Here is a 12,578-nt window from a genome sequence, read left to right as displayed (position 1 = left end):
CCGTGACGATCCGGGAGTGTGAACGATGGCGACCAAGCTGACGGTGAACGGACAGGTCCACGCGGTGGACGCCGAGCCCGACACCCCGCTGCTGTGGGTGCTGCGCGACGTGCTGGGCCTGGTCGGGACCAAGTACGGCTGCGGCGTGGCCCAGTGCGGGGCCTGCACCGTGCACATCGACGGCGTGGCGATGCGCTCCTGCGTCACCTCGCTGGCCCGGGTGGGCGCCAAGGCGGTGACCACGATCGAGGGCGTCGGGGCAGGACCGGTCGGGGCCAAGGTGCAGCAGGCCTGGACGGCCATCGATGTGCCGCAATGTGGCTACTGCCAGGCCGGCCAGATCATGTCGGCCACGGCCCTGCTGACCGCCGCGCCCAAGCCGACCGACGACGAGATCGATGCGGCGATGAACGGCAACCTCTGCCGCTGCGCCACCTACATCCGCATCCGCAAGGCCATCAAGGTCGCCTCCGGCCAGGTGGAGGCGTGACCATGGACGCGACCCTTCTTCAGAGTCCCTCGCGCCGCCTGTTCCTGAAAACCGGCGCGGCGGCCGGCGGCGGCCTGCTGTTGTCGTTCAACCTGCCGGCCGCCGGCCGGGCGGAGGGCGAGGCCACGGCCAATCCCTTCAACGCCTTCGTCCGCATCGCCCCCGACGGGGTGGTGACCATCGCCGCCACGCGTCCGGAGATCGGTCAGGGGATCAAGACCTCGTCGCCGATGCTGATCGCCGAGGAACTGGACGCCGACTGGTCCAGGGTGCGGATCGAGCAGGCGCCGATCGACGCCAAGGTGTTCGGCGAGCAATCGGCCGGCGGCAGCACCTCGACCCCTGACGACTGGACGCCGATGCGCCAGGTCGGCGCGGTCGGCCGCGCCTTGCTGATCCAAGCGGCCGCCCAGCGCTGGAAGACGCCCGCCGCCGGCCTGACCACCGAGCCGGGCTTCGTGGTCGACACGGCCGGCAAGCGCCGGGCGTCCTACGGCGAGCTGGCCCAAGCGGCCGCCGGTCTGACCGCGCCCGACCCCAAGACGCTGACGCTGAAGGACCCCAAGACCTACCGCATCATCGGCAAGGCCCAGCCGCAGTCGGACACCCCGGCCATCGTCACCGGCAAGCCGCTGTACGGCATCGACGTGCGCGTGCCGGGCATGCTGTACGCCACCTTCCTCAAGGCTCCGGTGTTCGCCGCCAAGGTGGCCAAGGTCGACCTGGCGCCGGCCAAGGCGGTCAAGGGCGTGCGCCACGCCTTCGTGGTCGATGGCGGAACCGAACTGGAAGGCCTGCTGGGTGGCGTGGTGGTGGTGGGCGACACCTGGTGGGCGGCGCGCAAGGGCCGCAACGCGCTGGAGGTCACCTGGGCCGATCACCCGACCAGCGCCCAGAGCAGCGCCGGCTTCGCCGCCAAGGCGGCCGAGCTGCACAAGCAGCCGCCGCATCGCAACGTCCGGACGGTCGGCGACGTCAAGGCCGGCCTGGCCGGCGCGGCCAAGCTCGTCCAGGCCGAGTACAGCTATCCGTTCAACGCCCACGCCACCCTGGAGCCGCAGAACTGCACGGCCAGCTTCAAGGACGGCAAGGTCGAGATCTGGGCTCCGGCCCAGAACCCCGAGGACGGTCGCGAGCTGGTGGCCAAGACCCTGGGGATCAAGCCCGACGACATCACCATCCACTTCACCCGCAGTGGCGGCGGCTTCGGCCGGCGGCTGATGAACGACTTCATGGTCGAGGCGGCGTGGATCTCCAAGGTGGTCGGCGCGCCGGTCAAGCTGCTGTGGACCCGTGAGGACGACCTGCAGCACGACTTCTACCGTCCGGCCGGCTACCACAGCCTGACGGCCGGGCTGGACGCCAAGGGCGACCTGGTCGCCTGGCGCAACCACTTCGTCTCCTTCGGCGAAGGAGAGAAGTTCGTGCGGGCGGCGGGCATGAACGCCACCCAGTTCCCGTTCGGGGCCGTGCCCCACTACGCCCTCGACGTCTCGGTGATGGCGCTGGGCGTGCCGACCGGCTGGCTGCGGGCTCCAGGCAACAACGCCTATGGCTTCGTGCTGCAGGGCTTCACCGACGAGGTCGCCCACGCGGCCGGCCAGGACCCGGTGGCCTTCCGCCGCAAGCTGCTGGGCGAGCCGCGGCTGATCGGCGAACCGGGGAAGGGCGACAGTTTCGACACTGGCCGGATGCGCGGCGTGCTCGACCTGGTCGCCGAGAAGTCCGGCTGGGGCCGCAAGACCGCCGCCGGCGTCGGCCTGGGCGTGGCCTGCCACTACAGCCATCGCGGCTATGTGGCGGTGGTCGTGGAGGTCACCGTGGCCGACGGCCAGGTCGAGGTGCGCAAGGCCTGGGCGGCGGTGGATGTCGGCCGGCAGATCGTCAACCCCAACGGCGCCGAACAGCAGGTGCAGGGCTCGGTCCTCGACGGCATCGGCTCGGCCATGGGCCAGCAGATCACCATCGAGAACGGGGCGGCGACCCAGAGCAATTTCGGCGATTTCCCGATGCTGCGCTTCGCCGACGCGCCGGACGTCGAGGTGCATTTCCGCGTCACCGACCACGACCCGACGGGCCTGGGCGAGCCGGCCCTGCCGCCCGCGCCGGCCGCCCTGGTCAACGCCATCTTCGCGGCGACCGGCAAGCGGATCCGCAGCTTGCCGATCGCCGGCCAACTGGCCTGAACGGCGGGCCGCGACACAACGTCCCAAGTCGAATTTTGCCTCCGGGTTCACCAGGGTCGGGGGCGCGATCTTAACCAAATTTGGCGATGATGGCCTTGAACGAGGACCATCGCGTCATGGGTCGACACGTCGAAACCTTGGTGATCGGAGCCGGGCCCGCCGGCCTGACCGCCGCCTATGTTCTGGCCAAGGCCGGGCGCGACGTGACCGTGCTGGAGATGGACGGGCAGGTCGGTGGCCGCGGCCGTACGATCGTCCACGACGGTTTCCGCATCGACCTGAACGGCGAGGCTTTCGAATCCGCGTCGTCCAGCGTGCGTGACCTGTGGTCCGAACTGCTGCCGGACGGCTTCGTCGAACAGCCGCGCACCACGCGCATCTATCACCGCGACCAGTTCTACGCCTATCCGTTGAAGACGCTGGAAGCCCTGGCCCATCTGGGTCTGCGCGGCGGCGCGGCGTGCCTGGCCTCGTTCGGGATGGCCAAGATCCGTCCGATCAAGACGCCCCGGAGCTTCAGCGACGAGATCCGCAACCGCTTCGGCGGCAGGCTGGCCTCGATGCTGTTCCAGCCCTTCGCCGAGAAAGTGTCGGGCCTGATCAGCGAGCAGATGCCGACCGGTTGGGCTGGAGCGGCCCGGCCGTCGGCCAACTTCCGCTATCCCCGTGACGGGGCGGGCGCGGTGTGGCGGGCTTGCGCCGAGCGGATCGTCGATCTGGGCGGCGAAATCGGCCTGGACCGACGCGTCGAGGAATTGCGGTTCGACCCCATCGGCAAGCTGTGGACCGTCCTGGCTCGCGGGGTCGACGGCGCCAGCGAGGCCTATACCGCCGACCAGGTGATCTCCACCGCGCCGCTGCGGGAACTGGCCGGCGCCTTGCTTCCGACGCCGATCAGCCTGTTCCACGCGGGCGAGCTGATGTACCGCGACCAGATCACCGTCGCCCTGATCGGACGCACATGCGAACCGCTGCGCGAGACGGCGATCGACGTCCATGACGCGGACCTGAAGGTCAGCCGGGTGCAGAACTTCCGCGCCTGGTCGCCGGGCATGGCTTCGGCCGGAGATCTCAGCTGTATCGGGCTGGAATATTTCTGCTTCGAGGGCGACGGCCTGTGGACGGCCAGCGACGTGGAGCTGATCGCCCTGGCCAGGCGCGAGGCGGCCGCGATGGGACTGATGGACCGCGGCGCGGTCAAGGACGCCGTCGTCGTGCGCCAACGCAAGGCGATCCCGATCGAGGACGAGGACTGCGCCGAGCATCGGGCGATGATCCGGCTGGACCTGAAGATACAGTTTCCGACCCTGCACCTGGCCGGCCGCAATGGCCTGCACCGGGCGGGCGGACGCGATCACGCCACGCTCAGTGGCCTGCAGACCGCCGAGAACATCCTGGCCGGCGAGGCGACGCATGACGTCTGGACGGCGCCGGTCGTCCGGACGCCCAGCCGCAAGGCCGCTTAGCGCCCGCGCACCTGATCGCTTCGCGGCGGTCTTCGAACCAACCGACGAATCGTGCGACCGGTTTCGTTCCGGGACCCTCGGCGACGTGTTTTTGGCCTCCGCGCTTGACAACGTTGTCACCGATGAGATGGATGTCTCGTCCCGCAACGACGGACAGGGGAGTGAAATCACATGGCAGGTATGGGTGCAGGCGCGCCGGTGAACGGCGCCGCCGGGACGAAGTCAGGCGGGGGCGGTGTCCTCCTGGCCGTCATCTATGTCACGGCCCTGTTCTTCATCTGGGCGTTCGTGACCAACCTGATCGACCCGCTCGTCAAGAGCATGAAGGTCGTCTACACGCTCACGGACTTCGAGACCCAGCTGAACCAGTTCGCGTTCTTCATCGCCTACGGGGTCATGTCGATCCCGTCGGGGGCCTATCTGGCCAAGAACGGCTACGCCAAGTCGATCATTCTTGGCCTGATCGGCATCGTCGTCGGCTGCCTGATCGCCTGGTCGACGACCTTCTCGCACAACTTCATCACCGTGCTGCTGGGGCTGTTTGTCGCCGCTTCGGGCATCACCCTGCTGCAGGTCGCGGCCAATCCGCTGATCGCCTCGATGGGGGATCCCAAGGAGTCGCACTTCCGCCTCAACCTGTCGCAGGCCTTCAACTCGATGGGCGCCTATCTGGGCGGCATCTTCGGCGCGAGGTTCCTGCTGCAGGGACCCCTGTTCGAGCAGGACGTGGTCATCACCGAGACGATGAAGACCGCCGGCCTCGGCTTCGTCACCAACGTCTACCTGATGATCGCCGGCATCCTGGCCCTCTTCACCCTGGCCGTGTTCCTGGTGCGCAACACCATCACCCATCACGCGCCGAAGATGGCCGCGCACACTGAATCGCCGTTCAAGGCGCTGCAGTCGAAATGGGCCAATCTGGGCTCGCTGGGCATCTTCCTCTATGTCGGAGCCGAGGTCTGCGTGATCTCGGGCATGATCTTCTTCCTCGAACAGAAGCAGATCCTCAACGTCCCGTCGCAGGTCGCCGGCTTCGTCGGCCCGATCTTCATGTTGTTCGCGATGTTCGGCCGCTTCGGCGGTTCGGTGCTGCTTCGCTACGTCAAGGCCACGACCATGCTGAGCATCGTGGCGGCCTGCGCCGCGGCGCTGTGCGGGGTCGTCATCGCGACCTACCAGATGCCGGCCACGCCGCTCGGCGGCTCGGTGACCCTGCCGGGCCAGTTCGTCGCGCCGCTGACCATGGGCTTCGTCCCGGGCGTCGCGGCCATCCTGATCGGCCTGTTCAACTCGATCATGTTCCCGACCATCTTCACCCTGACACTGGAGCGTTCGTCCGCCCCGGCCTCGGCGACCTCGGGCCTGATGTGCATGGCCATCTGCGGCGGAGGGTTCATCTCCATCCTCTACGGCTTCACGGTCGACCAGTTCGTGGCCCACTTCCCGATCGGCGCGCGCTCGCTGGCCTTCGTCGTGCCGATGGTCTGTTACCTGTATGTGCTGTGGTTCTCGATGGCCGCCAAACGCGCGCCTATCCACGCCATCCAGGAGGACGCGGTGGCCGGCGGCCACTAGGACCTTCTTCCGGTTCCTCGGCGGAAAGCCCGGGCGTCTTAGGCGTCCGGGCTTCTTCGTGGTCCGTCCAAGAAAAGAGCGCCTCCGGCCGAGCCGAAGGCGCCACTTCCTTGTCAGTCGTGCGGGGCGTCAGAGAGCTTTGCGGCCGGTGAACGCGTGGTAGATGGCCAGAACGACCACCGCGCCGATTACCGAGACCAGCAGGCTGTAGAGGTTCAGCCCTGAAACGCCGCCGGCGCCGAACTGATTGAACAGGAAGCCGCCGACCACGGCGCCGACGATCCCGAGCACCAGATCCACTACCAGGCTGCCGCCGCTGCGGCTTACGAGCTTGCTGGCGATGAACCCGGCCACGAGGCCCAGCACGATCCACGCAAGAATAGACATGAACGCCTCCTTGGCATCTGAGGCGCGCCAACGGCGCGTCGATACAAAGTAAAGGCCCGCGCATAGACTTCGTTCCGACACACTTGCGTGTTCGGGCGGTCCGTCGGCGCGAAGACTGTCAGGCGTCGAGCGCGATGCTTCCGGCGAAGGTCAGCGCGATTTGCCGATCCGGGCCGCTACGGCGTCGACCAGCTTCTGGGCGGGGGCGCGACCCAGCACGATGAAAACGCCCGAGCCGATGATGGCGCCGACGAGGAAGGACAGGCTCATGAGATCCCCGGGGAATGGAGGCTGCGACTGATCCCTTTCTAAAGCCACCGGACCATGGCCACCATGTGACACGCCGACGCCGGGCGCCGTCTTGCGCGATCCGGACGATCCAGGTGCGCTGAAGCGGCGTCGATGAATTCTGATTGGGCGTTTCCACCCGGCGGCGTCAGAAGCGAAGGCAAGAAGGTCCGCGCGGTCTTGCCCGACGCGCGCCTTGAGGCGTTCATGCAGGGAGCCGAAACCGGCTCTCACGAGAGGATCGACATGGCCCAGGTCCAGGCGAAAGCCGCCAAGAGCCGGTTCATCGGCGGGTTCGGCGTCCAGGTGCTGATCGCCATGGTCATCGGCCTGGGACTGGGCCTGCTGGCCCGGTCGCTAGGGCCGGCGGAAGGGCAGGCGGGCCACGGCTTGGCCGAGGCGCTGCGCCTGGTCGGTTCGATCTTCGTGCAACTGCTGCGCACCCTGGTGCCGCCGCTGGTGTTCACCGCCATCGTCGCCAGCATCGCCAACCTGCGCGAATTGCAGAACGCCGCGCGGCTGGTCTGGCGCACCTTGGCGTGGTTCGCGATCACCGCCCTGATCGCCGTGGCCATCGGCATCACCCTGGGCCTGGTCCTGCGGCCGGGCGACCACGCCGTCGTCGACCTGGCGACGGCCCACGCCCCGCGCACCACCGGCTCGTGGCTCGACTTCCTGACGGGCCTGGTTCCCTCCAACATCCTGGGCCTGCAAGCCTCGACCAAGATCGTCGAGGGCGCGGCCACCACCACGACCTCGTTCAACGTGCTGCAGATCCTGGTCCTGGCCCTGGTGGCCGGGATCGCCGCCATCAAGGTCGGGCCGGCCGCGGAGGGCTTCCTGGCCTTCAACGCCTCGGCCCTGGCCGTGGTGCGCAAGGTGCTGTGGTGGGTGATCCGCCTGACCCCGATCGGCACCATCGGCCTGCTGGGCAACGCCGTGGCCCAGTACGGCTGGACGACCCTGAGCCAGCTGGGGGCCTTCACCGCCGCCATCTATATCGGCCTGGCCCTGGTGCTGCTGGTGGTCTACCCGGCGATCCTGGCGTTGAACGGCCTGAACCCGCTGCGCTTCTTCCAGGGCGCCTGGCCGGCCATCCAGCTGGGCTTCGTGTCGCGTTCCTCCGTCGGGACCCTGCCGGTCACCGAGAGCGTAACCGAGACCCGCCTGGGCGTGCCGCGCGCTTACGCCGCCTTCGCCGTGCCGCTGGGCGCGACCACCAAGATGGACGGCTGCGCGGCGATCTACCCGGCCGTGGCGGCGATCTTCATCGCCCAGTTCTATCACCTGCCGCTGAGCGTGACCGACTACGGCCTGATCGTCTTCGTCTCGGTGCTGGGCTCGGCGGCGACGGCCGGCCTGACCGGGGCGGTGGTGATGCTGACCCTGACGCTGTCGACCCTGGGCCTGCCGCTGGAAGGCGTCGGCCTGCTGCTGGCCATCGACCCGATCCTCGACATGGGCCGCACGGCGGTCAACGTCGCCGGCCAGGCCCTGGTGCCGACCATCGTGGCCAAGCGCGAAGGGATCCTGGACGAGGCGATCTACAACGCCCCGCCGCGCGAGGTGGGGCTGGACGAGAGCGAGGTAGTGGCGGCTTAGGCACTGCGTCCTTCGAGGCTCGGCTGCGCCTCACGCCTCAGGAAGAGGAAATCGGCAAAGCGCTCCTCATCCTGAGGCGCCGCGAAGCGGCCTCGAAGGACGCAAGGCGTTGCCGTCTCGCTTATTGACCCGCCGCCGGATACATCTCCAGCAGCACCCGCGTCACGCCATTGGTCCAACCGAACCCGTCCTGCAGCGGATATTCCCCGCCGCCGCCGGCCTTGGCTTCCTCGATGTCGTACTTCTCCAGCATCTTGCCGCTGGCCTGGTATTCGCGGGCCACGGTCTTTAGCCAGCGCTCGCCGATGTCCTTGGCCAGGGCCTCCTCGCCGTAGCGGCGCAGGCCCGAGACCGCCACCCACTGCAAGGGCGCCCAGCCGTTGGGGGTGTCCCACTGCTGGCCGGTGGCGACGGTGGTGGTGCGCAGGCCGCCGGGGGCCAGCAACAGGGCGCGGGTCTGGGCCGCCACCGCCTTGGCCTGGTCCGGGCTCGCCGCGCCGACGAACAGCGGATACAGCGTCGCGGCGCTGACATGGTCCAGCTTGGCCCGGTCGCGCCACTGGTAGTCGAGATAGAGCCCGCGCGGGGCGTCCCATAGATAGGCGTCCATCGCCGCGCGGCGGGCCTTGGCGCGGCCGGTGAACTCATCGACGCAGGCGGCGTCGGACACCGCCCCGCAGCCCTCGGCGATCGCCGTCTCCAGGCCGTAGAGCAGGCTGTTGAGGTCGACGGGCAGGATCGAGGTGGTCTGGATGGTCTTCAGGCTCTCGCCGTCGGCCATCCAGCGCGAGCTGTAGTCCCAGCCGCTCTCGGCGCCCGAGCGCAGGTCGCGGAACACCTCGCCGGCGGGGCGGTTCATGACTTCGCGGGCCGTCAACACGTCCTCGCGATAGGACTCGTCGCGCGGCGTCGCGCGATCGTCGGCGTAGCGGTTGAGGATCGCGCCGTCCGGCAGGGCGACCACGCGGCGATAGGCCTTGCCGGGCGCCAGGCCCTTCTCGCCGTCCATCCAGAAGGCGTGCTCGCGGCGCATCAGGTCGACGCGGGCCTTGAACCGGGCCTTGTCGGTCTTGTCGGCGATCCCGACCATGGCGAAGTAGAACGGCGGCTGCGAGCGGCTCAGATAGTAGCTGCGCGTGCCGTTGGGGATGTGGCCGTAGCGATCGATCAGGCCGCTGAAGTCGTCGACCATGTTCTCGACCGCCGCGTGCTGGCCGTCGGCGACCAGGCCCAGCATCGTGAAGTAGCTGTCCCAGTAGTACATCTCGCGGAAGCGCCCGCCAGGGACCACGAACGGCTTGTCCAGCGGCAGGGCCGAGCCGCCCTCGACGGCGGTCACCGGCGGACGGGTGAGGACGGGCCACAGGGTGGCGATGTGAGCCTTGAGGGTGGTGCGGTCCTTGGACGGCGGCGGCAACGGAGCGCTTTCGGGGACATCGAAGTTGGCCCGCACGAAGCGCTTGAGTTCGGCGTCGGTGAAGGTCGCGTGGGCCCGGTAGGCGGCCAGGATCTGGGCCGGCGGGCGCCTGGGCGCTGCATCGACGAAGGTCTTGCCGTCCGGGAACAGCTTGCGCATCTGCACCTGGTGGAACAGCTCGGCGTAGGTGTCGGCCGGGGAGGGGACCTCGTTAGCCTTGGGGGCGGCGGTCTGGGCCAGGGTTGGTGCAGCAAGGCCTAGCCAGGCGATGGAGGCGATCAGAACGAGGCGACGGTTCACGGCAATTCCTCATTATCCCGCTCATCCCGGCGAAAGCCGGGACCCAAGCGGGGTGGGCATTCCTGGCTCAAAGCGAAACCGTGGGGCTCGGCTTGGGTCCCGGCTTTCGCCGGGATGAGCGATTGAATTACAAGCAGAACGATAAAAGGACGGATCGGGTCCGCGAAGACCCGATCCGTTGCAGGGAGTCACTTGGGGAGCAACTGCCTGTCCCACCAGGCCGGATTGGGGCCGGCCCGGCGGAGACTGATCGGCGGCGAACCGGTCAGAAGTTGTAGCCGACGCTGAACTTGAACGAGCGGCCGAAGATCGGCCGGGCGTTGGCGCCGCTGGTCGAGCGCGGGTCGCCCTCGGTCAGGCCGTGGCTGTCGGTGAGGTTGTCGGCGGCGATCTGGACGGTGAAGTCCGAGACGTCGAAGATCATCCCCAGATCGATCTTGGTGTAGCCCTTCAGCACCTGGGTGTTGGCGTTGTCGGCGAAGCGGTCGTCCACCGCCGCGACCGTGCCGTAGAAGGTGGCGTCCACCGCCCCCAGGGTCACGTCGTAGCTGGGGGTGAAGCGGATCATCCAGTCGGGCTGACGCTGGGCGCTGTTGCCCTTGTTGGCCGGGATGCTGGACTTGGTGATCTCGGTCTTCTGGAAGGTGCCGTTCAGGGCCAGGGACAGGCCGAAGTCCGACTTCCAGCGACCGTCCAGCTCGATGCCGTGGGCCTTGTTGCTGTTGCTCTCCTGGATGCCGCCGACGTCGGCGAACTTGGCGCCCTTGAACTCGTTGGCGAAGCCGGTGGCGTACAGTTCGAACGGTCCGCTGCGCAGCTTGTAGCCCAGCTCGTACTGGTCGACGCTGAGGGTGTCGGTCAGGTTTTCGCGGAAGTTGTCGAAGCTGGGGAACTTGTAGCCGCGCGAATAGCGGCCAAACACGCCCGAGGTGGCGTTGATGTCGTAGTTCACGCCGACCGTGTAGGACGTCTTGCTGTTGCTGTAGTCGGTGATGCGCGTGGCCAGGCCGTCGGGGAAGCCCGGGCCGTCGTCGACCACGTAGTCGGTCTGGAAGCGCTCGCGACGGACGCCCAGGTCGATGCGCAGGGGATCGAACACCTGCCAGGAGTCGGCCAGGTAGATCGCGTCCACCCGCCCGTCGCCGGCCGAGGTCAGGCCATAGCCCCAGCAGCCCGAGCCGCTGCCGGCCGTGGCCAGGTTGGCGCAGGTGATCGGCGCGGCCAGGTAGTCGCCGTTGGCCTTGACCTGCATCGGGCGGAAGTTGCCGATCGTCCAGAAGTCGTCCGACGAGAAGCTGGAGGCGTAGTAGCCGACCGACAGCGCGTGCGCGCCGATTGTCTTGGAGACGCTGAGGTCGTTGGTGATCGCCTCGATCTGCTTCTCGACGATCCAGGCGCCCCAGTTCTGCACGTAGTCGTTGGCGCCCAGGGCGGCGCCACTGCGGGTGGTGATCGCGCCGGGCACGACGGCGTTGAGCGCGCCGACCGTCACCGCGCCGCCGTCCGGCACCAGGCCGTAGGTGTTGGCGTCGCCCTTGGTGACGCTGAAGCGGTCGCGCAGGGTCCAGCCGTCGCCGAAGTCATGCTCGAAGCTGCCGCCGACCACATAGCCCTTCCAGCCCCGGCCGTCGGCCAGGTCGAAGCTGCGCGTGGCGCCGTTGGCGTGGACCTGCAGGGTGTGGAAGCGGCTGGCCTCGCCCAGTTGGGTGTACTCGCCCTTGTCGATGCCCGGCACGTTGACCGCGAACGGCAGGTACCAGGCCCCGTGGTCGTCGGTGAAGCGGCCATAGAGGTTGAACTTGCCGTTCTCCATCCGCTTGGTGATGTTGACGGTGAACTGCTGGCCGTTCTCGTTGTCGAACTGGGTGTCGCGCACCCCGTGCGAGCGGGTGGCGTAGCCGCCGACCATGAAGAACAGGTCGTCCGCCAGCTTGCCGCTCAGCACGCCGTCGATGCGGCGCAGGCCGTAGTCCGAGGTCGAGGCCTTGACCAGGCCGTGGGTCTCCTCGCCGCCGTCCTTGAGCTGGAAGTTGGTGGTCAGGCCCGGCTGGCCGTTGGAGAAGATCGGGTTGGGGCCGCCACGCAGGGCTTCCATCCGCGACACCGTCTCGTCGACCCGGAAGATCGAGCTGTTCTCGAGGAACGACAGGGTCGAGGGCGGATAGATCGGCGCGCCCTGCAGCTGGATGGTCAGGAACTCGGCGTCGCCGGTGGCGGGGAAACCGCGCACGAAGACGTTGGCGCCGGCCACGCCGCCCGAGGTTTCCACCCAGACGCCAGGCACCAGGGTCAGCAGTTCGGCCGTGCTCTTGGGCGAGGCCTTGGCGATGTCGTCGGCGTTGACGGTGGTGACGGCGAAGCTGGCCGACAGCTTGTCGATGCCCTTGCCGCCCGGAGTGCCGACGACGATGACTTCCTCGACCTGCGAGGGGGTGTCGGGCTCGGGCTCGACCGCGGTGGCGGGCTCGGCCTGGCTCTGGGCGCTGGTGGCGACCAGCAGGGTCTTGGCGCGGATGGCGTAGACGCCGCTGGCGGTGGGCTGGGCGCTCAGGCCGGCGCCGCTCAGCAGGCGCTTGAGCGCGGCGTCGGCGGTGTAGGCGCCGCTCAAGGCGGGGGCGCGCTTGCCGCGCACGGTCGCCTCGTCGAAGGCCACCTGCTGGCCCGAGGCCTGACCGAAGGCGCGCAAGGCGCCGCTCAGGTCCTGGGCGGGAATGTCGAAACTGTAGGTGGCCCCCCTTGTCTGTTGAGGGGGCTGCTGGGCATGGACGGCCGCGGGGGCGGCCAGCATCATCAGGGCCATGGCGGTGGTGGAGCCCCAGGCGAGGCGGCGGTCGAACGGTCTGCGCATTGTCATCCCTCCCTACGCG

Annotated in this window: 8 protein-coding genes; 5 read left to right on the top strand and 3 right to left on the bottom strand. The window is 68.5% G+C overall.

Features of this window, described 5'->3' with window-relative positions; translation table 11 throughout:
* Positions 1-25 precede the first annotated feature (25 nt).
* The 4 genes from ASD79_RS17430 (at position 26) to ASD79_RS17415 (ending at position 5,717) form a co-directional block, all read left to right on the top strand.
* Positions 26-490, top strand: coding sequence for a (2Fe-2S)-binding protein (locus ASD79_RS17430; RefSeq protein WP_056723855.1), 465 nt, complete (start codon positions 26-28; stop codon positions 488-490).
* Between the two features lie 2 nt (positions 491-492).
* A complete protein-coding gene (locus tag ASD79_RS17425) occupies positions 493-2,676 on the top strand; it encodes a xanthine dehydrogenase family protein molybdopterin-binding subunit (protein WP_056723853.1) in 2,184 nt (727 codons plus the stop codon).
* Between the two features lie 116 nt (positions 2,677-2,792).
* Positions 2,793-4,142: an FAD-dependent oxidoreductase gene (locus tag ASD79_RS17420; protein WP_056724127.1), complete on the top strand. Its 1,350-nt coding sequence runs from the start codon at positions 2,793-2,795 to the stop codon at positions 4,140-4,142.
* A 171-nt stretch (positions 4,143-4,313) separates the two neighbouring features.
* Positions 4,314-5,717 carry an MFS transporter gene (locus tag ASD79_RS17415; RefSeq protein ID WP_082584998.1) on the top strand — a complete coding sequence of 468 codons (1,404 nt, stop codon included), beginning with the start codon at positions 4,314-4,316 and terminating at the stop codon, positions 5,715-5,717.
* Positions 5,718-5,846: 129 nt separating this feature from the next.
* Here the strand turns inward: ASD79_RS17415 and ASD79_RS17410 are convergent, their stop codons facing one another.
* A complete protein-coding gene (locus tag ASD79_RS17410) occupies positions 5,847-6,104 on the bottom strand; it encodes a GlsB/YeaQ/YmgE family stress response membrane protein (protein WP_056723849.1) in 258 nt (85 codons plus the stop codon).
* A gap of 534 nt (positions 6,105-6,638) precedes the next feature.
* Between ASD79_RS17410 and ASD79_RS17405 the strand changes: the two genes are divergently transcribed.
* The gene (locus tag ASD79_RS17405; RefSeq protein ID WP_056724125.1) at positions 6,639-7,994 is read left to right on the top strand and encodes a dicarboxylate/amino acid:cation symporter; all 1,356 of its coding nucleotides are present in this window, start codon (positions 6,639-6,641) and stop codon (positions 7,992-7,994) included.
* 121 nt (positions 7,995-8,115) lie between these two features.
* Here ASD79_RS17405 and treF read toward each other — a convergent pair whose 3' ends face one another.
* Positions 8,116-9,711, bottom strand: a complete 1,596-nt coding sequence (gene treF / locus ASD79_RS17400) for an alpha,alpha-trehalase TreF (protein WP_056723847.1) — start codon at positions 9,709-9,711, stop codon at positions 8,116-8,118.
* A 265-nt stretch (positions 9,712-9,976) separates the two neighbouring features.
* Positions 9,977-12,559: a TonB-dependent receptor gene (locus ASD79_RS17395; protein ID WP_082584997.1), complete on the bottom strand. Its 2,583-nt coding sequence runs from the start codon at positions 12,557-12,559 to the stop codon at positions 9,977-9,979.
* Positions 12,560-12,578: the final 19 nt, after the last annotated feature.

Source organism: Caulobacter sp. Root655, assembly GCF_001427665.1.
Taxonomy (GTDB): Bacteria; Pseudomonadota; Alphaproteobacteria; order Caulobacterales; family Caulobacteraceae; genus Caulobacter.
Note: the sequence above shows the minus strand (reverse complement) of the source record. Positions and strands in the feature narration are given on the sequence as shown.